This window comes from Dyella sp. SYSU CM1112 (assembly GCF_058216415.1).
The window spans coordinates 125251-150946 of sequence record NZ_JBZEGI010000004.1 but is presented as its reverse complement, the minus strand read 5'-3'; the positions used below and the strand labels follow the sequence as shown (position 1 = coordinate 150946).

Annotated in this window: 21 protein-coding genes and 1 pseudogene; 9 read left to right on the top strand and 13 right to left on the bottom strand. The window is 54.4% G+C overall.

The window, feature by feature from the left end; genetic code table 11:
• Nucleotides 1-8 precede the first annotated feature (8 nt).
• Genes AC4HNJ_RS08035 through mads1 form a run of 3 tightly spaced genes read right to left on the bottom strand, consistent with a single transcriptional unit; the run spans nt 9 to nt 4479 of the window.
• Nucleotides 9-3755, bottom strand: coding sequence for a DUF6079 family protein (locus AC4HNJ_RS08035; RefSeq protein ID WP_490479036.1), 3747 nt, complete (start codon nt 3753-3755; stop codon nt 9-11).
• Between the two features lie 11 nt (nt 3756-3766).
• The gene (gene brxF / locus AC4HNJ_RS08030; RefSeq protein ID WP_490479193.1) at nt 3767-4249 is read right to left on the bottom strand and encodes a BREX-3 system P-loop-containing protein BrxF; all 483 of its coding nucleotides are present in this window, start codon (nt 4247-4249) and stop codon (nt 3767-3769) included.
• A 14-nt stretch (nt 4250-4263) separates the two neighbouring features.
• Nucleotides 4264-4479, bottom strand: coding sequence for a methylation-associated defense system helix-turn-helix domain-containing protein MAD1 (gene mads1 / locus AC4HNJ_RS08025; RefSeq protein WP_490479035.1), 216 nt, complete (start codon nt 4477-4479; stop codon nt 4264-4266).
• 393 nt (nt 4480-4872) lie between these two features.
• Between mads1 and AC4HNJ_RS08020 the strand changes: the two genes are divergently transcribed.
• Complete coding sequence (locus tag AC4HNJ_RS08020; protein ID WP_490479034.1) at nt 4873-6048, top strand: phospholipase D-like domain-containing protein; 1176 nt, start codon at nt 4873-4875, stop codon at nt 6046-6048.
• Nucleotides 6049-6563: 515 nt separating this feature from the next.
• Nucleotides 6564-7325, top strand: a complete 762-nt coding sequence (locus tag AC4HNJ_RS08015; RefSeq protein ID WP_490479033.1) for a MobA/MobL family protein — start codon at nt 6564-6566, stop codon at nt 7323-7325.
• Between the two features lie 300 nt (nt 7326-7625).
• Here the strand turns inward: AC4HNJ_RS08015 and AC4HNJ_RS08010 are convergent, their stop codons facing one another.
• The 3 genes from AC4HNJ_RS08010 to AC4HNJ_RS08000 all read right to left on the bottom strand — a co-directional run bounded on the left by AC4HNJ_RS08010 (nt 7626) and on the right by AC4HNJ_RS08000 (nt 9966).
• Nucleotides 7626-9182 carry a DUF3987 domain-containing protein gene (locus AC4HNJ_RS08010; protein WP_490479032.1) on the bottom strand — a complete coding sequence of 519 codons (1557 nt, stop codon included), beginning with the start codon at nt 9180-9182 and terminating at the stop codon, nt 7626-7628.
• A complete protein-coding gene (locus AC4HNJ_RS08005) occupies nt 9179-9553 on the bottom strand; it encodes a hypothetical protein (protein WP_490479031.1) in 375 nt (124 codons plus the stop codon). Before AC4HNJ_RS08005 ends, AC4HNJ_RS08010 begins: the two co-directional genes overlap by 4 nt.
• Nucleotides 9554-9747: 194 nt before the next feature.
• The gene (locus AC4HNJ_RS08000; RefSeq protein ID WP_490479030.1) at nt 9748-9966 is read right to left on the bottom strand and encodes a hypothetical protein; all 219 of its coding nucleotides are present in this window, start codon (nt 9964-9966) and stop codon (nt 9748-9750) included.
• Nucleotides 9967-10361: 395 nt separating this feature from the next.
• Here AC4HNJ_RS08000 and AC4HNJ_RS07995 point away from each other — a divergent pair, with 395 nt between their 5' ends.
• From AC4HNJ_RS07995 to AC4HNJ_RS07970, 6 genes and pseudogenes are all read left to right on the top strand, one after another.
• Nucleotides 10362-11093 (top strand): hypothetical protein, encoded by a 732-nt coding sequence (locus AC4HNJ_RS07995; protein ID WP_490479029.1) that lies wholly within the window; start codon nt 10362-10364, stop codon nt 11091-11093.
• 520 nt (nt 11094-11613) lie between these two features.
• Nucleotides 11614-12213: a hypothetical protein gene (locus AC4HNJ_RS07990; protein ID WP_490479028.1), complete on the top strand. Its 600-nt coding sequence runs from the start codon at nt 11614-11616 to the stop codon at nt 12211-12213.
• 227 nt (nt 12214-12440) lie between these two features.
• Nucleotides 12441-12803 (top strand): annotated as a pseudogene (locus tag AC4HNJ_RS07985) (IS3 family transposase); the annotation flags it as partial.
• 85 nt (nt 12804-12888) lie between these two features.
• Nucleotides 12889-13284 carry a hypothetical protein gene (locus tag AC4HNJ_RS07980; protein WP_490479027.1) on the top strand — a complete coding sequence of 132 codons (396 nt, stop codon included), beginning with the start codon at nt 12889-12891 and terminating at the stop codon, nt 13282-13284.
• Nucleotides 13285-13352: 68 nt separating this feature from the next.
• The gene (locus AC4HNJ_RS07975) at nt 13353-14042 is read left to right on the top strand and encodes a hypothetical protein (RefSeq protein WP_490479026.1); all 690 of its coding nucleotides are present in this window, start codon (nt 13353-13355) and stop codon (nt 14040-14042) included.
• Nucleotides 14043-14446: 404 nt separating this feature from the next.
• Nucleotides 14447-15292, top strand: coding sequence for a hypothetical protein (locus AC4HNJ_RS07970; RefSeq protein ID WP_490479025.1), 846 nt, complete (start codon nt 14447-14449; stop codon nt 15290-15292).
• A 396-nt stretch (nt 15293-15688) separates the two neighbouring features.
• Here AC4HNJ_RS07970 and rtcA read toward each other — a convergent pair whose 3' ends face one another.
• The 3 genes from rtcA to AC4HNJ_RS07955 all read right to left on the bottom strand — a co-directional run bounded on the left by rtcA (nt 15689) and on the right by AC4HNJ_RS07955 (nt 20213).
• Nucleotides 15689-16699, bottom strand: a complete 1011-nt coding sequence (gene rtcA, locus AC4HNJ_RS07965; protein ID WP_490479024.1) for an RNA 3'-terminal phosphate cyclase — start codon at nt 16697-16699, stop codon at nt 15689-15691.
• A 62-nt stretch (nt 16700-16761) separates the two neighbouring features.
• Nucleotides 16762-18018: an RtcB family protein gene (locus AC4HNJ_RS07960; RefSeq protein ID WP_490479023.1), complete on the bottom strand. Its 1257-nt coding sequence runs from the start codon at nt 18016-18018 to the stop codon at nt 16762-16764.
• 641 nt (nt 18019-18659) lie between these two features.
• A complete protein-coding gene (locus AC4HNJ_RS07955) occupies nt 18660-20213 on the bottom strand; it encodes a vWA domain-containing protein (protein ID WP_490479022.1) in 1554 nt (517 codons plus the stop codon).
• A gap of 170 nt (nt 20214-20383) precedes the next feature.
• Here AC4HNJ_RS07955 and rtcR point away from each other — a divergent pair, with 170 nt between their 5' ends.
• Nucleotides 20384-21979, top strand: a complete 1596-nt coding sequence (rtcR, locus tag AC4HNJ_RS07950; protein ID WP_490479021.1) for an RNA repair transcriptional activator RtcR — start codon at nt 20384-20386, stop codon at nt 21977-21979.
• 25 nt (nt 21980-22004) lie between these two features.
• Here the strand turns inward: rtcR and AC4HNJ_RS07945 are convergent, their stop codons facing one another.
• The 4 genes from AC4HNJ_RS07945 to AC4HNJ_RS07930 all read right to left on the bottom strand — a co-directional run bounded on the left by AC4HNJ_RS07945 (nt 22005) and on the right by AC4HNJ_RS07930 (nt 25192).
• On the bottom strand, nt 22005-22793 hold the full coding sequence (locus AC4HNJ_RS07945) for a nucleotidyltransferase domain-containing protein (RefSeq protein WP_490479020.1): 789 nt from the start codon (nt 22791-22793) through the stop codon (nt 22005-22007).
• 148 nt (nt 22794-22941) lie between these two features.
• Nucleotides 22942-23217 carry a hypothetical protein gene (locus AC4HNJ_RS07940; protein ID WP_490479019.1) on the bottom strand — a complete coding sequence of 92 codons (276 nt, stop codon included), beginning with the start codon at nt 23215-23217 and terminating at the stop codon, nt 22942-22944.
• Nucleotides 23218-23233: 16 nt separating this feature from the next.
• Complete coding sequence (locus tag AC4HNJ_RS07935) at nt 23234-24118, bottom strand: alpha/beta hydrolase (RefSeq protein ID WP_490479018.1); 885 nt, start codon at nt 24116-24118, stop codon at nt 23234-23236.
• 117 nt (nt 24119-24235) lie between these two features.
• On the bottom strand, nt 24236-25192 hold the full coding sequence (locus AC4HNJ_RS07930) for a hypothetical protein (protein WP_490479017.1): 957 nt from the start codon (nt 25190-25192) through the stop codon (nt 24236-24238).
• Nucleotides 25193-25696: the final 504 nt, after the last annotated feature.

Below are 25696 nucleotides of genomic sequence, written 5' to 3'. Positions count from 1 at the left end.
TCATTGCATCACTCGATCACGAAGCGCAGCTTGGTGGCGTCCTTGCCTTTGCTACGATCGCTGATGAGCGCGTCGAAACGCTTGCGCAGCTCTTCAGGCGTGGCAGGTGATCCGCCTTGTAGCAGCGCGTGACGCAGTTCATCGATCTTGACCGTGATCTTCTCCAGCCCGGACAAAGCTTCCTGTACGGCACTGGCAAAATCGGATGTCACTGGCTCCGGCAGCTTGCGCGTAGCAAGGAAAGCATCAATCTGCTTCTTCGCTGCGGGCGACAGCAGGCCAAGGCTGTCCTGAGTGAATGGATCTTCCAGATTTTCCAGCAATGTCTGCTGCCAGTTGGCCTGCAATTGATCCAGATCGTCATCCAACTTGTTCAGGCGACTGGCGGCGGGCAGCAGTTCTAGTTGTTCGGCGGACGGGCGGAATTGGCAGTGTGGGCACACTGGTGTCACGAGTAGCGTAGGCTCGTCCAGTGCAGAGCAGCTTTTCAGGCTGTTGAGCGCGTCCTCGAAGGCAGTGAGCTGGCTGGTAGGCATCAGCGACACGCCTGCCAACACACGCAACGAGAGCAGGCGATCGTCGCGGCGTAACGTGTTGCGCGTTTTCTCCTCGGACACACCCAGCCGAGCCTTGCTGTGGCTGGCGATGTAGGCGGTGATGTAGTCCTTCTTGAGCTTGGTCAGCGTTTGGCGGCCATCGCTAAGAATGGCAGCGGCGCGTTCAGCCGCGCGGTCTTCGCCCAGCTTGTCGAACATGGCTTTGCGCGTGGCCTCGGCCTGCTTCACCCAGTCGTGACCTGGCTGCAGGACCATCTCCGCCTGCGACAGGTACGACGCGGTACCACCGAGTTCACCGACAAGATCCAACAGGCGTTCGACTCCGGCCAGTACGGCCAAATTCTTCCCATGGGTGTCGATATCTTCCTGTGTGACGCGCAGATTCTTGAGCTTACCGACGGTGTTGTAGGGCGACAGCGCTTCGGTGAACTTCTTCAGTGCATCCAACCGCCCATACCAGTCTTTGGCTTCCTCTTCGCGCAGCAGGTTTTGGCCCCAGAAGCCTAGTTTGCCTTGCTGGAGATCAGATCCTGCTTTGAGCACGCGCGGCACGAGTGTGCTGACCTTCTCCTGCAAGGTGACGACCGGCTCAGTGTCCCCTTGGCTGACCTTTTGCGCCAGACCGGACGGCAGGCCGAACAACTCGAACAGCGCGCGCAGCACCGCGAGATTGATTTCCTTGGGCGCTTCGATGTGCTTGAACTGCTTAAGTTCGTCAAGCGAGCGCTCGCCCAGTAGAGCGAGCTTGCCGGAGTCAATCTTGTCCCCGGTAATCGAGAGCACGATATCGCCGGAATACACCAGTACCCCTAGCACGACGACGAGCAGATCGGGCTCCAGCCGATACCTGGTCGGAGAAAAATACTCTACGTCGGTAGCACCGGTTATAAGTTCATTGCGATTGAGCACCTGACCATGGCCCTTGGTCTTGAGGCGGTTCAACACTTCCTGGGCGTAGCGCGAATTGGCCGGATCGATGCGTTCGCCATCCATCACTTCCAGCGCATCGAGCACGGCGATGGCGTCCTTCGTGCGCGTGCCGGCCGCCAGCGCACGCAGCGTGCCGGTGATAAGGGATTTGCGGTTGGCCTCAGTGACCAGCACTGAGAACTTGGGATATTCGGGGGCAATGTCAGCAAAATGCTGAGCCAAGACCAAGCCTGAGACGATATTTACGATGTCGCGGAAATTGATCTTCTCCTCCGACCCCAAACGCGCGCGATCGCGTAGCGACACGCCCTTGGCCCAATCCTGCAGAGTCTTGGCCTTGCCCTGATAGGTAACTTCAAACTCGGTCGACTGCTTTTCTTGCAGCCACTTACTCATGGCGCGCAGGGTGTCCTGTGCCTTGGACTGATAGACAGCCTTCGCACCGCCGCTAGCGGTAGATGCCAAATCCAGCGCTGCGGCGTATTGCGACAGGTGACGCTTGTAGTCTTCGCCCGGCGCTTTCAGGCGAAAGAACACTTCGTCAGGTTGCTGTGAATCGGAAAAGCGAGGTTTGTCGAAGGGTTGGATAAAGTAGATATAAAAGTCGCGCTCGGGCTGCGCTGTCGGTCGGTCATTAGGCGCTCCGAAGAAGAGATAGCCCGAACGTTCGACGCGACGTTCCTGCCACTCGATCTGGTACTCCCAGATCTTGAATCCTGATACATAGTTTGGCTTGTTCGGATCTTCGCTGATGAGTTGCCACAGTGCGTCGTAATAGGCACGGTCAAGCGCATCGTAGGAGAGGGCTTCGGCGCGCTTTTCGATCTGGGCGTCGTAATCGATGTCTTTCTTGAGATCGAGGTAATACTGCTCAGTATCGGGCGCCTTGGAAATGAACTGGCCGTTGACGGTCTTCAAGGTTTCCCGCAAAACGGTCTGCACCATTGAGAGTAGATTTTCAGCGGCTTCGCCGGGCATGTCTGCCACACCGGGTTGGAACAGGCATAGCGAATCGCGTAGTTCAGCGGCGGTGGGACCAATCGGAACGTGTATGTCACCGCCAGTGGTCAGGCGATGCACGGCCAGCCCATTGATGACGCGCAAAGCCATTGGCTTGTAAGCCGGCCGCGCGAATGCTTGCTGGATGCGAGATTCCAATACTTCGGCGACGCGCATTACTTCCTTGATGTTCGGATCGGCACGCAGTACCTGGTTGCTCTTGACTGTATTCCAGAAGCTCTCGTAGGTGATCAATTGCGGACGATCGACAGGCACATCCTGGTCGAGGATGGCATGCATTGCGGCCTCAATGGTCTTGAGCGCACCACGCTTTTCGGTGAAGTGAATTTGCTCGAAGGTCTTGAGGTAGTCCGGATGAACGGGAAACAGACGCACGTACTCGTCCATAAGCTCATTCATCGAGCCATAGAACTTGGCGAACGGTTTGAGGTAATTGCGGATTTTGTCCTGCTGGTCGGCAGACTTCTTGAGCAGGCGCGCTGAGACAACGAAGCTCACGTCCTGACGATCGATCAGGATTTGCGTAAATCGCTCGTTGACACGGCGAATGCTGTCAGCCACATGCTGGAAGCGACCACTGTCGAAGATCGCCTCCTGCACACCTGCGACGAAACGAAATTTCAAATGCTTAGCGACTTCGCCGATCTGACGCAGTATGGCTAGATCGAGCACCAGTTCGTGATCACGGCGTGATTGCAGGTATTCGAGGAATTCATCCACTACGAGCAGCAAGCCCTGGTTCGGGAATTTCTCACCGAACGCAGCCATCATCTCCTCGAATGAGTCCTTGTTGTTCAGTTCCTGGTCGGCGCTCGGAAAAGTGAAATCGACGCCTAGCTTCTTGAGGAGGCGTTCGAGCTGCTGGGTGATGATCTGGCGCAGTGGCACTTCCAGGCCGCCGACTTCGATGCGCAGCACCTTGAAGCACCCAGCAATGGAAGCCACCGCTTCCACGACCTTGGGATGTCGGATCATCGGTGCATACGCCGCGTTCTCGGCCACCAGCGACAGTACCGACATCAAATGCGATTTACCGGTGCCATAGTTGCCAACGATGAGCACGCCTTTGTGATCAACTCCTTCGTCAAAGCCGAGCTGAGGCACCATGAGCTTGGCGATGCGTTCGGCCATGTCGTCGGAGATGACGAATGTCGAGACGAGCTTCTTGGCTTCATCCGGGCGGTCGGCGTCGAGTAGTTGAACAACAGACTCGATCGGCTCGAACTGGATGAGATCCTTGTATTTCATGTATTGATTCCTTATTGGCTCTGTGCCAATTCGAAGACGACAACGCCATCGCGGGTGCAGTCACGGTGTTCGGGATGCCCCATGCCGGCGTACATCAAACGGTCATTACGCATCTCGCCCGGCCATACGGCGACGACACGACGCGAATGCGCTAGCCGCTTGATGATGTCGAGCGGATTGATCTTCAGGCTCGGCTCGAACAGGACTTCGAGGTTGTCGAGCAGCAGTAGCACATCGCCGCACGCGCTATCGGTAATTTCTCGCAGCAGTTCGTTCGTCGAGAAGCTGCGCTCGGAAAGGGGTATGGCCGCCAGACCACGCCCCAGCTTTACTCCGATGTTGAACAGCGGTGTGTTCAACCGTTGCGCCAGCATATGCAAAAGCTTGGTCTTGCCACTGCGGCCAACCAGCAGGATCAGCTTGCTCTGCAGATCGCCAATCTCATCAGCCAACTGCGCGAGCCGCTCGATCGAGGACGAACTGGGACTATCCATCGGGGTGGTGTGAATCAAGACACGTCCCCCTCGGGCTTGGACTGCACTTGGGTATCGATGCGTCTGGTAATCCAGAGATCTAACTCGGTGCGCCGGAAACGCCAGGTGCCACCAAGTTTGAAGGCTGGGAGCTTGCCTTCAGCAGCAAGACGATAGACCGTACGCTTGCCTGCCTTCAGGTAGGCTGCCACCTCGTCTAAAGTCAGGATCTCATCTTCTGGGTTCGCCATCGCCAACACTTGCCGATACTGCACTGAGATTGCCAATACTTGCCGATTTGACCGTAAAAGACCAGTCTTGGCGAGGGCCGGAAGCCCCCTTGGTCGTATCAAATGTGCCGATGGGGGTGGAGCAAGTCGATTACCTTGGCGGGCGCGACCTGGAGGGGAATATCTACTCAACTTATCCGAGCTCACGCATCAACTGGACCCCAGGAATGCCGATGCGATTGTGTTCGAAGCCGACGTCTATTTCTTGGAACTGGGCCACCGCTGTCTGGTTCGTCATCTCACACCAGAGACGTTGCTACCTCCACAGCGGGCAGATTTCGCTGCGCAATGACGTACTGATGCCATGGACTGACACACGCGATCACAAACTAGATCAACTACTAGGGGGCGAACATGAATGTCAGTTTGTTGGTTAATGCAGATGATCAGGAACACGCTGATGTCGTGATTGATTTGCTTGAAAAGGCTGATCACATGGAATGCATGGTTGCCTTTGCAAAAACATCTGCACGCGGCATGCTGAAGACGTTACAGGAAAAGCTTCGCAAGGGGCTAACAGCCCGAATAGCTGTCGGCCTCGACTTTTATCTGACCGAGCCGAAGCTGCTCCGTGAGCTTTTGGTGTTGAGCAACCGTTACCAACTAGATTTCTTCCTCAGCGACTCCGACTGCACCTTCCATCCAAAAATATACGCGTTTGAAGGTAAGAAATGGAAGAATGTCCTTATCGGCTCAGCTAATCTCACCGACGGCGGATTGTCTTCGAACTATGAAGCCTCCGCCTTGATCAACGATGCAGATGGATCAGTAACGGATTCGATAAAGAATCACTTCAATAAGCTTATTGACAACGAAATCATCGTCAAAGGCGAGGAGAGCCGAATTGATGAGTATGCTCGCGAATACGATATCCATGAACTTTTGAGGAAAACACAGAAAAGCCGCGCGGATAAGATAAAAAGACATCATGGCAACGGCGGTTATGTGCTATTGCGCGAAATGCTTAGAATGATGAAGGAAGACGCCACCAAAGACGGGTTCACTGCAAATAAAAAGCGCAGAAGTGCCGATCTGCGTCAAGCCAACGAGGCTCTGAATGACCTGGTTGAAGACAGAAAGATAGTGAAAAACTTGCTACCTCACTATGAGGCATTGATTCGCCACTTTCACTCCAGCGGACTAGATCGTGGAAAGTCCACCATTGCTAAGCGCCCACAGTTATTTTTGAATGCCGTCGCAGACATCACGGCAAAGAAAGGCCTATCACCGCGCCAGGCGTTTGATGTCCTTCATGCTCATTTTAAGGAAATACCAGGTGCCGGAATCAATCTGATAACCGAAATTCTTCACGCCATAGACAATACAAGCTTTTCCATCATGAACCAGAATGCGGTATCAGGCATGGAGCGTGCGGGGATAGTCGGCTACCCCATTCATCCGACCAAAGCAAACGTCAATGGTGAAAGTTATGCTCGGTACTGTCAGCAAGCCAATGTCGTGCGCAAGGCGTTAGGTTTGGCCAATTTCACTGAGCTAGATGCGCTCTTCAACTACGCCTATTGGAGATAGATGGCGGAAGACTGCGTCCACTTCTGGTCAAGAGCCGGTCAACAATCTTGCGTTCAAAACGTGCATTCCAACGTCATTGATTCATTCAAGGTGGCCTTCACCTGCAGTAATTCTTTCAGCCTCCGGCAGTCTGTCAATACGCAAGAAAACACTGCGCATCATAAAAGCAAGCTCGATCGAGCTAAGGCTATCGTGCCCTAAGCGGCATAAGTTCGCATCATTTGTCCACGTTTCCGTAGATACGTCATGCTCACTAATTTTCTACGGATATGTTCCTAACTGTATGGTCAGGATTGACTTGGTGCGTTGGAAAGTCGTAGTTGAGTGTTGATCTCTGAAAGCTAGGCTTGCTTACAGGGACAAAAGCAGACGTCAACTATACGTTTCTCATCCGTCACGTCGAAATCGACTCGTGTTGATCATACAGGCAGCCATCAAGGGGAAACCTTTGGTGGCTTTTTTATGCACGATAAAGGACTTTCACCATGGATCAGATGCATTTTGGCATCGCGTCGTTGAAGCGCGGAACGACGACTGAGCACATTCGTTACATCATGCGCCGGGGTACCTTCGCAGAGCGGGATGATTTTGTTGGGTGGGGATGCGACAACATGCCGGGTTGGGCATGGAACGATCCCGATGGGTTCTTCCTCGCCTCGGACAAATACGAGCGCGCGAACAGCCCAGCATGTATCACCGTGGTCATTGGCTTGCCGAACTGCTTGAACCGCGAACAGAACATGACACTGGCGAAGCGAATCATGGGTGCGATAGCCAAAGGAAGGCCCTACATGTTCGCCGTCCACGAGAACATTTCATCGGTATCAGGGGTGCCATACCCCCACATCCACGGGATGCTTTCCGGGCGGGTCGATGATGGTATCGACCGTTCACCGGAACAGACGTTCAAACGGTTCAATGCGGCTCATCCCGAACTGGGTGGCAACAAGAAGATAGGGTCAGGACTGCGGCCTTCCGAGATATCGAACTCGACCATCGAGATGCGCCGCATCGTTGCGCAAACGATCAACAGCGAGCTTCAGTATCTGGGACTCCGCAAGCGTGTCGACCATCGAACGCTTCGTGAGCAGCGGGTGTATAGGGAGCCAGTGCCATACATGGGGCCTGGTCAGTTGCGCAAACTCAGGCAGCAAGGTATCGAGTATTCCCGCCAGAGGGAAATCACGCCGGATGCTGGTGTGGCATGGGAGCCGGCTGGTCAGTCGCCGAGTCTAATCGCAGGTCGGGGGCCTTCTGAGGCCGTGAGCGTGACTTGATTTCCGGCACACCAATGTGCGGTTTCGGCTTGCTGGCCGCCACTACGGTTACTACGTAGTAGCCGTAGTGGCCTTGGTGCAACGAAAAGGTACAGTTTTGGCGGATGGATGTACCGCACTTAACTTACGCGTGCTGGTCATGGCGTGAAATGTGCCAGATGCCCGAAGGGGCGCGATGAGGTGGACATGGGGAACGTCTTTGGGCGCGGCCTGTTGGCCGTTACTGCTATTTCGGCCAGAATTGCCTGGAAGTGCTAGCCATGAACAACCTTGCAGGTTGTTCATGGCCTGGCCAGGAGGCTACAGGGTGTCGAAGAGTTCCGGGTTGAGCCAGATGCACTGCTTGCCCAGACGTGAGCGGTAGAATTCGATAGAGCCCGCCTGCACCAGAAGGTCAAGGAGCGGGTCAAGCTCCGTGCGTTCTATATTGTGGAATTGCATGACCCAGCGAAGCGGAATCAAATTCTCTTCGCCTTGATCGGTATAGGCTACATGCTTGCGATGGATGTAGCACTTGTCGTGCAGAAAGCTGACAAACTTCTTGAGTTTGTGCTGCATGGGCTCAGTGACCAGGGCCTCTTTGGCCTTTTCAACATACCAGTCTGCAATCTGAATCGCGTTCATGAGTGTTTCCTTGGAAATGAGGGTACCGGGCTGTTCGGAGAAGTGGTGGAAGATAGCCGCGATGCGGGCGACGTTGGACGGGTGCTTGCGGCCAAAATCTTTGAGGAGTCCCCAGTCATCGGGCGATGTCATGCGCTGCTTGTTCGTGCGGAGCATCTCCATGAATATCGTCGTGGCGGCTTCGTCGAATTCGAGCGTGATGGGTTCGAAACTGCCGTCAGTGGGCAGTTGTTCGAGAGCTTCCAGCAAGGCCATCGACCGAGCATTGAAGACGTCCGTCTTGGGAAACGACGGATGCAGAATCGCAGAGAGTGGATCACCGTGATACGGCGGCGCCTTAGAGAACAAGGAACGAGCGAGCCAGCCCGAAGCGCGCGCTTCCTTACCTAGTCGTTTAAGAAAGCGAGCGAGCGCGTCGAGATGGGTCATCACGCAATAGGTAACCAGCGGCTCGTCGGCGATGACCGTGTGGTAACGGCGCTCGTAGGGCACGGTAGCACCCTCGTGCAACTGGTTGTGCATTTCCAGATCATCGTCAGTCATCCTGCCGAAGAACTTGCGACCTTCGTCGGCGGCCACCAGCACAGAGACATGAGTGCCATCCAGTTCGTCCATGAGCTTCGATGGCGAGATGTCACCTTTGACCATGTACACGGGCTTCGCGTCGGAAGAATCGATCTCCATCAGTTCCTTGACTGCCTGTTCGGCAAGGGCCAGTTCTTCCGGAGCGGCTTTCACGCCACGGGCATAGAGCTTGCTGACCTGTGCCAGCAAGGCGCGACGCTTGGTGCGGAACAGTAGATCCTCGGCGCCACGTTCTTTTGCGGCCTTTTTTTGCTTCTTGGTACGTACGCGGCTGATTTGATGCATTGGCGCGAACACCTTGTCCATGACCGGCGACTTGCCCGAACTGTTGTCAGCGCCGGTATAGATAGCAAGACCGATGACGTGCGCTTTGTCGCGATGCGGAGGCTTGACGCGGATCCAACTTTGGCAGGCGGCAGACATAGCGGCCAGAATGGCCGCCATGATGATTTCGTCGGGAGCGTGGATGATCCAGCGCAGTTCCAGGAAGGCCTGATATGCGATCTCCGGAAGTGTGTAGTCGGGACAGGTAAGGTTGTTGGGGGTGCCCCCCAGTAGGTGACATCCAGGTTGGGGATACTGACTCGTCGCGGAGCCAAATGTGGTCGCCGTGAAAGCCGAACGGTAGTTGGGAACGATGAGGCTCATGCGGCTGCCTCCTCACTAGTGTCGATGGCATCCGGTTTGGAGATGGATGCCTCCGCACGGGCCGTCTCCTTCGGCTTCATCGGTTGCCCACACATCACGCAGCAAACGCGTTCGCTACGCTCATTGCGGGCCTCAGATTCCGCCCTGTACAGTTTGCTCAGCGTAGCATGGTGCATGTCCAGATCATTCTGCTTCAGAAGCTCAAGGACTTGCCGCATGGTGTTGCCACGCGCTAAAGCCGCAGCCACCGCTGAATGGATGCGCGCGTAATTGCAGCGGAGAAGAGTTTCCTCATCGGGCTGAAGTGCCTCCAGCTCATGCGTGAGGGCGTCGAGGATGTCATCGGTGGCATAGGAAAAGGTGATTGCCATCGTGGTTACTCCAAATTGGGATGTAAAAGAGGAGAGTCGCTTGCGTGCGACTCGGGCATCAGCATTGAAACGACTAGTCAACAAATTTCAGGCATGACTTCTCCTTGCCCCTGGCAGGTGCAATGCGGGGATCGATGGGTTTCGGATGGGAGTAAAGGTTCCGAGCGAGATGGAACCAGAGGCCGCGTCAGCGGTTAGGCGGTATGGCTCGTATGCGCAAGAATGTAGGCATCGACATCGCGCTCCAATACGTACGGCGTGCGTCCGATGTAATACTTCGGGGGAAAGTCAGGCCGAAAGTATTTCGACCCGAACTTCCAGCCTTCGTGCATCGTGGTGTTCCCGATCTTGAGCCGCGCCCGAAACTCCTTCAGACGCAGAACGCGCGTATCAGGGGGCGGGGATAGATTCATCAAATACCTCCAGGTTGATGGCTGAACATGGAGGTCACGTTATCGATAATTGCGTCGACGAAATATCCCTACTTGCGGGAAACGGTAAAAAGACGCTCGGCATTGCATGGAAATCCACAAAGTCTCAGTGAGATACATGGCCGGCGAAGAGAAATTTCTCGGATAGCTAGCAACGGACCAAGTCGAGCTCGGTCCATAGGCCGAGGACATGGATATGCCTTGAGTCAAGGCATACTTGCAGAGGGACACACCGTTAGGTGTGTCCCTCTGCAGTGAGGCTGCCCGGGATGACTGGAAGGGCGGGGATGTACAATGTCTCGTCTATGGGTTGAATTGCCCATGACCTTGCATGTCAAGTTGACATAATGAACAGCTTCTTGGGGTGATTTGAATCGATGGGTCCCGGCGACTTCAAACCTATTAGGCTCAGAACGAATATCGACAGTAGTTCTGGCGCGATGGCACTTCCATTGAAGTTTTGCTTAGGCAAAGCACGTTCAACGCTAATGCTTCTGCATGAACGGCTGAAGCTCAAAGATTCGTTCAATGATGTCAGGCGCATGGCGGAAGAGTTGGTGGTCAAGCATGAGCGGTCCGCGGCTGACATGGAGGATGTGTACGCATCCACTTCAAGCAAGGTGCATGCTTGGGTGCCGCTTGTGTTAGCAATGGCGTACTTGCGTGAAGCCGAACTTGCTTCCTCGTCTGATGAAGATAAGAGCTGGAACGCTTTGATGGCGGTCTATTTCTTTATCGGTATCAATACGGGGTCGGCGTACGAGTTCGCGCGCAAAGGGATTGCAAAAAAGAAAGATCGTGTCAATGAATTCGTTGAGAAATGCATTCGTCTGCTAGACAAAATTTGTCCAGATGCATTGTGGGCCAGTCTGACGGATGCCTACGATGCATTAGCGGACGAACTATTGATGATGGAAGGAGTGATGCCTGGCACGGATAAGGTCAGCAAGGATCGCCACACGGTACGTAAGAGTAAGCTTGTCAAGAAATTTCAAAGACTGGCTTCGGGTGAGCACAAGTCGGAGCCGTTCCGAGCCAAGCTTGAGCAATGTTGCCGGGAGACATCTAAGCGAGGCAGGAAGCCTTCCTCAACGAAGAAGTCCGGTTGAAGCAATGACATCGGCAGCCGGATACACCTTTGGTGTGCACTAGAATTCTCTACCGTAAGGTGTCATGCGGTTGCACCTCTGGCAGCTATTCGCATGAAGCGCGCAGGCACTCATGTCTGAAAAAGTGAGTCAGAAAGTGAGTTGCGTAACAAATATTCGGAATAAAAATCAAAATATATCAAGTAGTTGATGTGGTTATTTGGATGATGGTGGGACCACATATCTGTCCATCGACATCCATCCTAGCCACGAACCCATAAGTTGTCCGAATGGACAGCTTATGGTTCATTTGCTGTGGACAGCTTATGGTATCCACCAAGCGGCGCCAGTACCTTCCTTCATGACCGGCCGTTTGGCCGAGTACCCCTGTCAGCCGCAGGCAGCCGTTCTGCGCTAAATTGCCCTTATCGGGTTAATCGTGAAAAACGCACGATCGAGCGAAACCCCTAACTCGCTTATTCGACTCGGGCGTTAACTACTTTCGACCCCGAAAAAGCGCTCGTCAAATTTGGGGGAAATCATGGACCTACCTGCTGGTCAATTTGTGTTTCTCAAGGGGGCCGAAGACGCAGTGTCTCCAAAGGAAGGAGGAGCGTTCAACTGGGACGCAGCTGCCTCGCGCGTTCGGGAGCAATTGCACGACGCCCTAAACGCCAAGAATCTTGCCTTTTTGTTTGGTTCGGGATGCTCGTCTCTTGTGCGCGAGGATCGGCAACTCGGCATCGACACCATGTCACCTCTCGCAAAGGATTTTTTGGTCTCGCCCACCGACTTGTCCAACCAACTACCAGGACAATCCACAACACAGACTAACGAGTCAGGCGCGGCGCAAACTATCACCATAGGAAGTGACCCTAAACTTGATGCAGGCCGCGCATCCAATCCTTCTGATGCATTAGCTGCGCACGATGCCCAAGAAGAGAAAAACTTTTTTCCCAGCGCACATGAACGCCAAGTCATGCGAGATGTCTTGGGGATCGACATCGGTGGCTCAGAATTCTCGAATAATTTAGAGCGCTTAATGGAGGCCCTCTACAGTTTACAATTTGTCCTCCGCCGAAGTACCAATGACTCACTCGCACCTGCGAAAGATGTCGTAGCCTCTCTGATAAAAAAGTGACTCGCTTCGTCACCAGTCGTTGTTCTAATGGACCTTTCGCTGAAGGCGACGAAACGGTTACGCATCTCTATCAAGCTTTCTACAGAAAGCTCAGCTATCGAGATCGAGGTCTTCCGCGTCCATGGATTTTCACGACAAATTATGACCTCTTCAGTGAAACCGCAATGGATAGATTGGGGATGCCTTACTGCAATGGCTTTTCAGGTGCGGTTGAGCGCAGATTCAATCCCACTACCTATCGGCGCCACGCCGCCTGCCAGCGTGATCCGTCACGACGCAGCGTGCGTGCCCAGCGCGATGAACAACTGATCCCGCATATCGAGCGGGTGTGGCGAGCCAACCTTTCGGTGTACGGGGCCGACAAGGTCTGGCGACAACTGCATTGTGAAGGCATGCCGGTGGCACGCTGCACCGTCGAGCGCCTGATGCGCCGGCATGGGCTACACGGCGTCATGCGTGGCAAGGTGGTGCGCACGACGGTCAGCAACAGCAAGGCGCCATGTCCGTTGGACAAGGTCAATCGACAATTCAAGGCCGAGCGACCGAACCAGCTCTGGGTCTCGGATTTCACGTATGTCTCCACGTGGCAGAGCGTCACTCCATCCAAGGCGCTCTGTTAGCCTTCTAAATAGAACTTCGCAGGACCACGTTGTTTTACAAACAGGAGGGCAGTTTATGAAAACTTTCAAAGAGTTTTTGATGGAGCAGCGTGACCTAGACCAGCCAGAAGTCGTTATCGTCCAGCTTCCATCAACACTGCTCGAATATAAGGAATACAAAAATATTCCAGGAACCAATCGATCTTATCGAGAGGATCCAGCAAATACCAATACAAAGACACAGCAACATGTCCACGTATATGCCAAGCCTAAAGGCAAAGGAAAGGAAATCTACTCGGCAAATAAGGACGGGAGCGGTCACGATGGAAGCAGCGGGAAGGAAATCCCCAAGCGTCATGCCGACTATTTTAGAGAAAAGGGGTACGACATCAAACCGAGCAACATATTGGAGTTCGTGGAAATAGATAATGCTTCGAACTTCACTTTTTTTATTTTGATCGAAACGCTGTGATCATACGTAATCGACTTATTGCACTAAACAGAGTTTTATACCGCCCTCCACCAAGCAAGGAAGCACTTATGGCTGATCATCTATGGGATGCGATCACTGCTGTAGGTACTGTTGCAGCTGCGGTCTTCACAGCCGTCATGGCTGGACTGACCTACAAGGCGATCAAAGAAGGTCAAGGTCAGCGACAAGAGACCAATGACCACTTCGCGACGACTCGCGAGTTCGATACCCAGCATCATGAGGAGACGTATCGGCCTCTTCTGGTGCTTACGCCGTTCGACATTATGGACCCATTAAACCGGTCTACATTCCTTTCTACGGATCCAACCAAAAAGCTCATGTTCCTTAGGTGTGCTATCAGGAACATCGGTCCGGGACCGGCTCTCAATGTCCGCCTGAGCGTATGGGTTTTTGGTAAAAAGGGTTACGGGCCGAGCCGCGAACTTTCACCCATGTCAGCCGGGGAAACACGTTCCAATCCGAAGGGCAACATACCGTTACCAGTCGGACTCGGCCCCAAGTTCAACGATACCGACTTGGCCTTTGCGGCATCAGCACACTGGTTACTTGTCCTCGAATACGAAGATGTCTTCGGCACCCCGTTCTACACCCTGCATTCGAAAAATCCAGCCGATCCGTGGACTCGGTTTAGGCCCGGTATTCCAACGGATACATCAAAAGACGAGATTGAACGATGGTTGACGGAATTGCAATCACAATATCAAAGCCATCCAACATTGAATCCCTTTCGGGCCTGAAGGGCAATGGCAACTCTACTAACGGTGGCCTTTTGTTACTCGCTGTCAGCTTGCAGCTTGGCTGCTCTAGGTGACAATAACCGCACGACCACATCTGTCTACGAATGCATCGAGGTTGAACACTGTCGTACTTTTGCGATAGACGACTGAAGCGTAGCGTATACCATACCCTCCATTCGAAAAATCCAGCTAATCCGTGGACTCGGTTTACCGGCGGATACATCAAAGGGCGAGATCGAACGATGGTTGACGGAGTTGCGATCACACTATCAAAGCCCCTTCTTTGAATCCCTTTGTGGCATGAAGGGCAGCGGTAGCTTGGTAACAACGACAATTCTCGAGATTCGCTGTCCGGCATATGAGGCGTTTGATCTAGGCGGAAAATATGCGCGACAGCACTCTACATGGAAACATCCAAGCATGGCCAACAAAAAAACTTGCTAAACAACTTGTCGAGCCTACAAAGCCTCGAAACAGCCGTTTGGGCTTCGTTTGTTGAAGCAGAGGAGAAAGCCCGCATTGAAGTGTGGCAGCTTCGGAAGCTATTTCGTATTCGATCCACGATCGCAACCGAATCAAAATATTTTATTCGCAATTGCCCTTACTTTCTTCTGCTGGCGGTGGCGTTCGCCGTCGCATCCGTTTTTTCGCACATCTTTTTCCCAAACCACGACAGAATTGCTTATTGGAGTCTTCTCCTCATCTACGGCGTCTTTCTCGTTTTAGCAATGTTCAATTACGAAAGCTTCCTAAAAGCATTCGTTCAGCACGAACAACCGCACGCAAAACAAACATACAAAGCGTTTGAGCTGAAAAATGCATCGCTTTTGGTTCACTATCTTTTTGAGGGAATTTGGGAAAGAAAGCCGGAGGCCCGTCTGAACAAGACCAACCTCGACAACCTCATTAAGCTGGTCAAATCTTCGCAAGACTATTCAAATATTCAATATGGCTACTATGACTATGCAAAGAAGGGCTTTGTTGCGGTCATTATGACTGCACCATTCACCGCGTGGTCCGCTATTTCGAACGTGATCAACGACACAAAGCCCTATTTGCCCAAAGCCAGGGACTTCTTATCGGGTGAAGATCACTTAGCCAAGGGAATTCAGGTTCTCTGGCTTGTTGCTGCAGTTTGCTACGGCGCATACGTTTTGTACTGGATTTCGTTCGCCGGACCGAGAGCAGAAATGCGAAGGAAGCGCTACGTCTTGGCACTTACAGCTCTGCAGTGTTGCTGGAATGAGTGACCAGTCCAATAGTGCGTACGCTGTTCTAGGTCTTTGAAGAGAAACACAACGCTATATCTCGTCGTTAGGCAAGGGTTCCGACAGTTGGTTGGATTAAATGTTCTGCTTCCGACATAAGATTCAGCAGGGCGATCCTCATCTCGCTCTCCTGGGTCTGAAGAAATTGCCATAGCAGTCATCGAACTACGCGATTTGCACCTTGTGAAAAAGGCGCTCGCAATAGCCGCATCGGTGATGGAGCAACAGACCGGTCCTCTTCAGTCCTCAAACGACAAATTCGATATGAAACTACTTCTCGAGCGCTTGACGACTGAAGCTGAACTTGAGCATTACACACGAGCTGCGTAGATTGCCGTCACACGTGTGCCACCGGAAGACGGCTAAGTTCATTTTGAGTTAGCTGACGTCGACTGTCCATGCTCCGGGCCGCCATTCGACGAAGTCGATGTTAACAGGCAAGAATTTCTCGATAAGCAAGGCGTTCGTGCGCGAATGAGCGGTTGGCGCTGCGGCTGTAAATGAGCCACTTCCTGCCAAGGCGATCGGAAGTAAAAGCTGATCGGCCATGTAAGGTCCTACTGCGACATCCGCTTTGATGTAATGCTGAACCTCTTCGCACACGTGCTCGGCAACCTGTTCCGCGCTCACGCCTCGCTCGCCGAACGCCGTGAAGCATTCGATGATGTGCTCGGATTCGACTCGAATGATTAATGCATTGCCAGGGCCTAATGCGGGTTTGATCTCGTGTATTTTCATCGCGTCATCTGGCAGCGCTAACCGACGCGCGACGACTTTCAGCTCGCGCTCGGCCACGCTTGCGTTGATATTCGATATCAAAGCTTTGGCCGAAATGGAACGCAGGTCGCCGCGCATTATTAGTTGAAGTGGCTTAAGCGTCTGCGTTGGCTGGATGCTTACATCGATCACGCCGCCGCCGGCAGGATAAAAGCCGTGGCGATCGAGGCGAATGTCTGTTTGCACCCCCATTTTCGCGAGAACCGGTACAAATGCATCAATAAGAAAATCCGCGGGTGGCGCAAGCGGATTGTGCGTGCCGCCTTCGAGGCGAATCGACGATGCTTTATTGGCGAGAATCAATGCAGGCAATACAGTCTGCAGCACCAGTGTCGTTGAGCCCGCGGTACCGATAGGAAAATGATAGTCGCCCGCGCGTATTGCCTGCGGTACGAAGGTCAACGTTTGCGAGCCAGGCTCTGCGCCGGTTACCGCAGCGTCGCTGATTTGTCGTGCGGCATCCACCGCCGTCAAATGCTGACGCATAAGACCCGGGCGGCTCCGTTTGGCACGGATGCCCGTCATGGTGAACGGCGTTGCCGTGATCATGCTTAAGCTCAGCGCTGTGCGCAGTAGCTGGCCGCCGCCAGCTGATCCGTCGATCTCGATCATTTCCCTATTTCCCTGAATCCTGCTTCTTTATAAACGGGTGTGCGGGGTAAACCCCGCACACCTTATCCCTTGACGCAAACCACCTGGCGAAGCGTATGCACGATTTCTACCAGATCCTTTTGCGCTTCCATCACGGCTTCGATGGACTTGTACGCTGCCGGTGATTCATCGATCACGTCGCTGTCCTTACGGCACTCGACGTGTGCGGTCGCGTGCTTGTGTTCGTCCAGCGTGATGCGCTTACGCGCCTCAGTACGACTCATCACACGGCCTGCGCCGTGGCTGCAGCTGTGAAAGCTCTCATCGTTGCCGAGGCCACGCACGATAAAGCTCTTCGCACCCATGCTGCCGGGAATAATCCCCAGCTCACCCGCCTTGGCACTTACTGCGCCCTTACGCGTCACCAGTACGTTCTTGCCGTAGTGATATTCGCGGTTGACGTAGTTGTGATGGCAATTCACCGCCTCGGCCCAGGCATCGAACGGCTTGGGAATGATCTTGGCGACCGCGTCAATGACGTGACTCATCATGATGGCGCGGTTGGTGCGCGCAAAACGTTGCGCCCATTCCACGGCAAACACGTAGTCATCGAAGTGTTCACTGCCTTCCGGCAGATACGCGAGATCCTGATCCGGCAGGTTGATCATCCAGCGACGCATGTCTTCCTTGGCGAGCTCGATGTAGCGCGTGCCGATGGCATTACCCACGCCACGCGAGCCGGAGTGGAGCATGAACCACACGCGATCCCCCTCATCCAGACACACCTCGACGAAGTGATTGCCCGTACCCAAGGTCCCCAAGTGGTTAAGGTTATTGGTACGCGCCAGCTTCGGCTGCTTGTCGACGATGCGACGAAAATCCTGATCGAGCTGCGACCAACCTTCGATCGATGCTTCTGGCGGCGTTTCCCACGCACCCTTATCGCGCTTTCCTATCGTGCGGCCGTGCGGGACGGCACGCTCGATGGCGGAACGCATACCTACCAGGTTGTCCGGCAGATCGGTTGCAGTTAGCGTCGTACGGGTGGCGATCATGCCGCAACCGATGTCCACGCCTACCGCCGCCGGCACGATCGCGCCGACGGTAGGCACGACAGAACCCACCGTTGCACCCTTACCCAGGTGCACGTCCGGCATTACCGCTACCCAGCGATGGATAAATGGCAGCCTGGCGATATTGATCAGCTGCTGGTGTGCCGCATCCTCGATCGGCACGCCGTGCGTCCATGCCTTGATCGGCACAGCGCCCGGCTCGTTGATGACTTGGTACTGCGTGCTCACAATCCTTCTCCTGGCTCGAATGGCATTTGATTCGTTCATGCCACTCGTTGTCTATCTAAAAGTGCGGCGACAAGTTTGAGTGAAACTCCTGCTCTACCACTGAGCTACAACGCGGCTTGCGCCATGCTGGCGGGATTCGAACCCGCGACAAGGGACGTGACAGGTCTTGTAGTTCCACTGGCATTCGCCGCAACGCGAAATCGTTCGTATTTAAATGTTCTTACCTAAGCTGCAGCGACAAGTCGTGATGAACGAAGACCCTTGCTCTAACCGCTGAGCTACCACGTCGCCATCGCGACTTGGGCGGGACTTGAACCCGCGACCTAGGATTTCCAGTACGTCCACCTGCATTCGCAACAACTTTCAAACCCAATACGTATAGCTAATACATGAAAAGAGGCGCAGCGACAAAGGTGATGAAACATCTTGCAAGGAGACGTGCCTTGACACGTTATCTATGCAACGGGATTCGAACCCTATCGCCCGAAGGCTTACCATTGATGTAGTTCCATCTGCATTCGCTGCAAAACAAACCTTTATAAACCTGCCCACGGACGAAGCGACAATCCTTGCGGGAGATGGCTGGATTCGAACCAGCTGATCCCAAGTAATCTCTCGCGCATTCCCTTCGTCACGTCCAGGCCCATCCCCGGCGGGCTCTCCCACCGGGGATAAACGTTTCAGAGCGCAATCGCTTCGACACGCTCCACCCAACGACGGGCACCCGTTCCTTCGGATGCCACACTCGCCAGTAGATCGAACACCGCATCCGTAAAGCCACCCACGTGGAGCACATCCATGGACTCCACCGATTGGCTGGTGACGTTCGGCTGAAGGTCGATGCAGACCATGCGCGCCTTCGGGCAACGCTGCTTCAGCTCTGCCCACTGCCGCATGGTTTCCGTACCGCCACTCGCACGCGTATCGACCCAACTTTGGTTGTCCGACACGAGCACCAGCAGATCCACCTCACTACGTTCCTTGTTCAATTCAATCAGCGGTGCGCTGACCTTCGTACCGCCACCCAGCAACGCCACCAATTGCTGCGCCTGCGTCATGACGCTGTCGCGCGGGTTCAACCGGCACTCGCGTATGGCTTCCGCGAACGGAATTACACGCGCATCGGGATTCACCCGCTTCAGGCAAGCGGCAATCAACGCTGCTACCTCGATACAACGCACCGTTGATGTCGCACCCTTGCGAAATCCGGTTACCGGCGATTGCATCGATCCCGACACATCCACCGCTACCACCACCTTTCCAATCACCTTAGGCACATTGCGGGTTGCCATTTCCATGGCGTCCTGCAACGCATCCACGATCGCTGACGGTATAGCGTTCGATGAAGCCCGAAACGCGGTCATCAACTGGTACGGAAATACCTTGGCGCGTTGTATCGCTTCCGCATTACGCAAACGAGCTGCCGTACGTGCGATCAACGCGTCATCCTCGAATACACCGTGACGTGCAAACGCGTTCAAGTTCATACGCGTTGCCTGCCACGAGGCACGGCTGGCGATGTCCTTCCAATGCTGCGCCTTCAACGGCAACGCAGTCAGGTACTGGAACGGAAGATCCGGAACGACATCGCCCTGCTCCTTCTTGAACGCCTCCAGCTCACGCACCTTCAACGGCAGTACGTCCTCCTTGTACGGTTTACCGATCAGCCACGCATACAGCGCTTCACGCTCTGAATCCTTAGGCTTGGGATGCACCATACGGATCACATCCGCCAGCGAAGGCTTCTCACCGATCGCCGCGCTCATTACCGCATCGATCGAAGCGTTCTCCAGCCAACGCTGCACCAATCGCTTCGGCAACGTACCCAGCGACTTGCGTCCCACCACACCGCTGCGCACGATCTGTACGAAGTTGCGCAGCATGCGTCCGTTATCGATCACGCGGTCGAACACCTTGCTGAGCAGCTCGCCGTCTCGGACAGCCAGGTGCGCAAGCAGCAACGCCGGCATGTCCTTCATATAGGCAGTCTTGCGGGCGTACAGCGCGGTTTGCGCGACGTACTGCGGCGATACCGCTTCACACAGACCAAGCACTTCAGCTAGCTGCGTCGCGGCATCGCTGTAGAACGTGCCGTTAAGGCAACCGGTCGCGGCATAAAGCGCGAGGGCTGCTTCCGGTGAACGCTGGTAAGCGGCGCCGCCTGCCTCGTTGAAGGCGTCAGCCTTCGGAACCATGCGGCCGCGCTGACTGGCGAAGAGTTGAGTGTTGGCCATGGGGAATCTCCTTTGTCTTCCCCACTACTGCAGTTGCCGTGCCAACATCGAGTGAAACTCATCAAGATGATGATTTATATGAATTTCTATATTTACCAGCGCGTTTTCAATGCTCGCCAACTTGCGTAATATGGATAGCTATGGATAGCTTTTTATCCTAATATATCGTCATGAAACCCAAAGTCGTCATCGGATTTCTCGGTACACAGCTCGATTCCGGCCGAGGCGCCGGTCGCTGGGAGAAATGGCGTCCTTCGGTGTCGCTGGGCATGCATGAGGACTTCCTCGTCAGCCGCATCGAACTGCTAGCGGATGAACGCCGCTACAAGGATGTCTCGGACCTGGTGTGCGCGGACATTGCGCAGGTCTCACCGGAAACGAAGGTAACGGTGCGCGATACCTATATCGCCGACCCGTGGGATTTCGAGTCGGTCTATTCGGTGCTGCATGAATTCAGTCGCAGCTACCCGTTCGATACGGAGGCCGAGGACTACTACATACACATCACCACGGGCACGCACGTTGCGCAGATCTGTCTGTTCCTGTTGACGGAGAGCCGGCACTTTCCCGCCCATTTGCTGCAGACCTCTCCGCCACGCAAGCAAACAGCGGGCGTGAGCGGAACCTACAGTGTTATCGATCTGGATCTGTCGAAATACGACCGCATTGCCGAGCGCTTCGTTAAGGAGCAACAGGCCGATCAGGCGTATTTGAAGAGCGGCATTGCCACGCGCAACATCGCCTTCAATCGCATGATTGAACAGATTGAAACCGTCGCGATCCGCTCCGCCGCGCCGATCTTGCTTATGGGCCCAACCGGTGCAGGCAAAAGCCAGCTCGCAAAGCGCATTTTTGAACTGAAGAAATTGCGCCACCAGCTCCCCGGCAACTTTGTCGAGGTCAACTGCGCGACCCTTCGTGGCGATGGCGCCATGAGCGCGCTGTTTGGACATGTCAAAGGCGCCTACACGGGTGCCATCAACGAACGCGCTGGCCTGCTTCGATCGGCAAACAAAGGCCTGCTATTCCTCGATGAAATCGGCGAACTCGGCGCGGATGAACAAGCCATGCTGCTGCGCGCGTTGGAGGAGAAGCGATTCCTCCCGGTTGGCAGCGATAAGGAAGTAGAGAGCGACTTCCAGTTGATTGCCGGCACTAATCGAGACCTCGGCCTGCGTGTTGACGAAGGCGGCTTCCGCGACGATCTGTACGCGCGACTCAATCTATGGACATTCCAGCTTCCAGGTCTCGCCGATCGCCCCGAAGACATCGAACCCAACCTTGATTTCGAGCTTGAGCGATTCACGCAGAACAACCAGCGTCGCGTGACGTTCAATCGCGAAGCACGCGACCGCTACCTGGCATTCGCTGCATCCGCCCAGGCGATCTGGAAGGGTAACTTCCGCGATCTCGGTGCCTCGGTAACACGCATGGCGACGCTTTCGGCTTCCGGGCGCATACGCATCGAGACTGTCGATGAAGAGATCGGTCGGCTCAAGCGACTGTGGGGACCGATGGGCGGTCAAGAAGATCATGCGCTAGCGCGATTACTCGGCGATCGATTGCACGACATAGATCGCTTCGATCACGCTCAGCTGCGCGAAGTGATCAGCACGTGCCGCAACGCCAAATCACTCTCCGAGGCCGGACGCATGCTCTTTGCGGCGTCACGCAAACGGCGTTCGACCACGAATGACGCCGACCGGCTACGCAAATACCTAGCTCGGTTCGATTTGACCTGGGAAGAAGTTGCCGAACGCGCTTAGCTGCGCACCACCCTTAGACGATTCGCTAAGCCCACGCCGCTTCAAGGCTGGAGCGAAATACGTCGTTGAGCATAGGGACGGCTAGTGCAGCCTCGGATTTGCTCGGAGACACTCGCTCCAGTCGATCCAATTCCGCTTCGATGAATGCATGTATCGACGGGACCGGCGCGGCCAATCCCATCTCTGGCGCCCCTCGCTTCAATGTAAGCAAACTATCTATGTCCGCAAGCAGCGAGGCTTTATCACCCAACAGATGCAGCAGCTTTTCGAATTCGATGGGAGCTGCAGATTGGTATCGTTCCAACCAACGGAATGCCAACAGTGGACGCAAAACGTAGAAGTATTTTTTCAGCGGCACAAGGTCACCTTTCAGATAGCCGCGAAAATTCTTCTTGGCCATGCTTCGATAGTGATACATGCCACTTTCGCAGGAATAGACCGTGGTCAGAAGCTCACGGACTAAGTGAGCGAAGTTACCTTCCTGCTTGTAGATAATTGGCGATTGAATCCACTCAACGAATGCTGGATTGGATTTCCAAAAGAGTCTCAAGGCCTTTCGCAAATCCCAACCGTTTAGGTCAATATCATCGACGATCGGATATTCAATGACGTCTCTTTGCTCTTCCAGTCCTACCGAAAGGTACCAATCTCTGGGGTGGACATAGATGAATCGAGCGTCGTAGTCGCTGTTGGGAGACTCAAAGCCCCACGCACGACTCCCAGACTCCACAGCTAGCAGGACCCTAACGCCATGCTCCGATTCGGCACGACTTATACGATTCTCAATTTCAGCACGTACAGAAGGTTGAATCATGGGCCTCACACCTGAGTAGAGCAGTCGGCGTTCGCTTAGACGTTTGGTTAGAGCCTGCCATGACGCCTTAATCGAAGCCAGACCGCGGAAATCGCAAACACAAAAGAAGCGAGTTAAACGCCATGAGTATCGCTTTTCAAAGCCGATGCTAGTTATGCTCCGTCGACGCGAATCGCCACAGCATCACAGCTCCCAGAACACCGAGCCCTAAGCAAATGCCGAACATGTAGCCTGCCGGATTCGTAAGGCCTATCGCATCGGCAAGGAAGATAAACGCCACAGCTAGACATGCCAGCGCCAACCAGATCGGCCAAGCCTTGCATATTGTCGCCCCTTCTGAAAGTCGTCTTACGAATTTCAGTACGATCCATGAAGGCGACCACAACGTGCCGAGCAATATGGTGACCAAAATCGCGACGAACATTGGGCTCCTCCCTGATTCAATTCGGGCTCCTGCGTAACCAGATATCGAAAAAGTCGAGCACACGGATCTGATAATCAGTGCCAACATATCCGTAAAGATCAACGTGCCTTGCTCCATGCACCACCCATAACTCCTTAGGTCCTGTCGCCGCACGAAACATCGCGTAGGATTCAGGCAGGGTCGTGTCCCGGTCACGGTCACCTACTATTAATAGCTTAGGTATCGCCAGATGCCCGATGTGATCGATCGGACGCAGCTGGTCGGGATAAATGCCGAGATGCCAATGTAAGGTGGCTAGCAGAAAGGGGGCTAGCCACGGCCCCATAGGCCCAAGGTGTATAGCGAGCCGATCCTCAGTGGCCTGGCGAATCGTTGGATAGACCTGTTCGAGCACAGCAGCATCTGCATCCACATTCGGCTCGGCAAGAATCGTGGCGGCGCCGCCCATCGACGTACCGATGATCCCTACACGCTCGCCGGGTAGTTGTTGATGGAGATACCGCAGCGATGCTTTCACGTCATCTGCTTCGCGATAGCCGAAGGTGATCGCCTTACCAGGACTTTCGCCGGATGCCTGGAAGTCAATCAGTAGCACTGCATAACCTGCCGCATGGAGAAACCGAGCGCGATTGACCATGGCTCGCCGATCCGCACGCACACCGTGCAACAAGAGCACTGCACCTTGACCTTTCGCACCCGCAATAAACCAACCGTGGATAGGCTTACCTGACGCATCGGGAAACACCACTGCTTGAGCAGGAATGTCAGATGGCGGTGCTCCGATGGACGCTTGTGTGGGGCTGACGAGCGTTGAGCCAGCTATCCACGTACCCACAAGTCCAAGAAGCCCCATCAGCACTAGAACGAACAACCACTTCACGAGTCGGGCGTTATGAGCCATTAGATATGTGAACCTACGATCCATGTTTCCGAGATTTACATCGATTATCCGATTCGATATGAGACATTCGGCTGGCGATTTTGTGTCCGCCGCGGGTTGACGGCAGTCATTCCCAGATCAATCATGAAAATGGACGCGTTGTGCATACCACCAGCGCCCCCAGATGATCAGGATCACGGCTGCGAAGACGCAAAAGACGATTGCCGGGACGCGCGCATTGCCAAGGTCATTGCTGGTCAACAGGCCGAACGTCTGGAGAATACCTCCGCCAACGAGCACAACGAAGCCCATTCGCCAGGCAAACATACGCCGCCGGTAGATGCCTAGAGATAATGCCAACATTAAAGCGCCATAGACTGCGACCACATACCGCAATCGCATATCTGCGTAGTGCCTAACGAAGGCCCCTCCCGAGTGGCCCTGATAGGACTGGATGCCGGTGACCGCAGAAACAAAGCTCATGAACCCGCCCAAAAGAAGCACCGCCGAAACAACCAAAATGACGGTCGGAGGCCAGCCCTTTTGAGGCTGGCGTGACATGTCCGTTACTTGGCCTGTTGAAGCCCTCTCTGCCTGCGTGCTCAGCGCATTGCGGATTACAGTGGATAGCCACGTTGGGTCGTTACGGGAGAACCAGCCGCCGAGTCGCACTATCCCAAGCCCGGCGACCAACATGCCGAGTCCCGCAAAGGGCATCGGCGTCGCTTGCGGCGAACGCAAGGCAGCAAATATGCCCAGCACTGCAAAAAGCCCGCAGAACCCGAGCCAGACGGCCATGAAGAGTTTCACAAACCAGTGAAGGGTGAAGCGCCCCCTTAGTACCACCTTGTCACCGCTCAGCTCGAAGCGGCCGACAAAGAATAGCTTGAACGAATTACCCACCATGGGGATGACCCGCTGAAGTGAGACACGATCCTCAGACACTATTCCACTCGCCACTTCTTGCGACACGGTGAAAAGTCCCCAGCGACGCGTAGCTGCCTTCAGGCGTTCAACGGATTCTATTAATCCGAATGAGCTTTCGAACTCGACAGGATCTGATCCTGTCCAAATTTCCTTGATCCATCGGAACATTCGCGCCCCCTATGCGACATGCTAATGCGTGGCAGAACTCTATAGGGGATCTCATTGCTTTGCCACGCGAAAAGCAACCTTGGCGCACAGATTAGGGGAATGTCCGCTCCAGCTTGGCCACGTGTTCGCAATCTCACGCAAGGCATTTCCGCCCAGTATCGTCGCAAATTCAGATCTCACTTTCGGGCAATGGAAGTGTCCGCTCCTGGTTGCGATCTCAGCCGGTCGATACAAAACGCTACGCAAAGCGTTCGGCGAACAAATTTAATTCTTTCTACAGCTGTAGAGGCTGATCCGGCGCTATGGCACCCGTTTCGTAAAGCCGGATGGCAATCGGTGTTCCAGGCTTAAGTAGTAGGCCTCTATCACTGCGCACACTTACTGTTCGCCCATCCGGCAGAACAACTAGTTCTTTCGCGACACTCCCCCAATGAACTCGACCGGACCAGACAACCGCACTGGATTGAACGGTCCCCATCACAACGCGATATGGACCTTCCTCTC

Coding starts and splice junctions, on each gene's coding strand:
- AC4HNJ_RS08035 (WP_490479036.1), bottom strand. CDS start 3,755: ATGAAATACAAGGATCTCATCCAGTTCGAGCCGATCGAGTCTGTTGTT.
- brxF (WP_490479193.1), bottom strand. CDS start 4,249: ATGGATAGTCCCAGTTCGTCCTCGATCGAGCGGCTCGCGCAGTTGGCT.
- mads1 (WP_490479035.1), bottom strand. CDS start 4,479: ATGGCGAACCCAGAAGATGAGATCCTGACTTTAGACGAGGTGGCAGCC.
- AC4HNJ_RS08020 (WP_490479034.1), top strand. CDS start 4,873: ATGAATGTCAGTTTGTTGGTTAATGCAGATGATCAGGAACACGCTGAT.
- AC4HNJ_RS08010 (WP_490479032.1), bottom strand. CDS start 9,182: ATGAGCCTCATCGTTCCCAACTACCGTTCGGCTTTCACGGCGACCACA.
- AC4HNJ_RS08005 (WP_490479031.1), bottom strand. CDS start 9,553: ATGGCAATCACCTTTTCCTATGCCACCGATGACATCCTCGACGCCCTC.
- AC4HNJ_RS08000 (WP_490479030.1), bottom strand. CDS start 9,966: ATGAATCTATCCCCGCCCCCTGATACGCGCGTTCTGCGTCTGAAGGAG.
- AC4HNJ_RS07995 (WP_490479029.1), top strand. CDS start 10,362: ATGGGTCCCGGCGACTTCAAACCTATTAGGCTCAGAACGAATATCGAC.
- AC4HNJ_RS07990 (WP_490479028.1), top strand. CDS start 11,614: ATGGACCTACCTGCTGGTCAATTTGTGTTTCTCAAGGGGGCCGAAGAC.
- AC4HNJ_RS07980 (WP_490479027.1), top strand. CDS start 12,889: ATGAAAACTTTCAAAGAGTTTTTGATGGAGCAGCGTGACCTAGACCAG.
- AC4HNJ_RS07975 (WP_490479026.1), top strand. CDS start 13,353: ATGGCTGATCATCTATGGGATGCGATCACTGCTGTAGGTACTGTTGCA.
- AC4HNJ_RS07970 (WP_490479025.1), top strand. CDS start 14,447: ATGGAAACATCCAAGCATGGCCAACAAAAAAACTTGCTAAACAACTTG.
- rtcA (WP_490479024.1), bottom strand. CDS start 16,699: ATGATCGAGATCGACGGATCAGCTGGCGGCGGCCAGCTACTGCGCACA.
- AC4HNJ_RS07960 (WP_490479023.1), bottom strand. CDS start 18,018: ATGAACGAATCAAATGCCATTCGAGCCAGGAGAAGGATTGTGAGCACG.
- AC4HNJ_RS07955 (WP_490479022.1), bottom strand. CDS start 20,213: ATGGCCAACACTCAACTCTTCGCCAGTCAGCGCGGCCGCATGGTTCCG.
- rtcR (WP_490479021.1), top strand. CDS start 20,384: ATGAAACCCAAAGTCGTCATCGGATTTCTCGGTACACAGCTCGATTCC.
- AC4HNJ_RS07945 (WP_490479020.1), bottom strand. CDS start 22,793: ATGATTCAACCTTCTGTACGTGCTGAAATTGAGAATCGTATAAGTCGT.
- AC4HNJ_RS07940 (WP_490479019.1), bottom strand. CDS start 23,217: ATGTTCGTCGCGATTTTGGTCACCATATTGCTCGGCACGTTGTGGTCG.
- AC4HNJ_RS07935 (WP_490479018.1), bottom strand. CDS start 24,118: ATGGCTCATAACGCCCGACTCGTGAAGTGGTTGTTCGTTCTAGTGCTG.
- AC4HNJ_RS07930 (WP_490479017.1), bottom strand. CDS start 25,192: ATGTTCCGATGGATCAAGGAAATTTGGACAGGATCAGATCCTGTCGAG.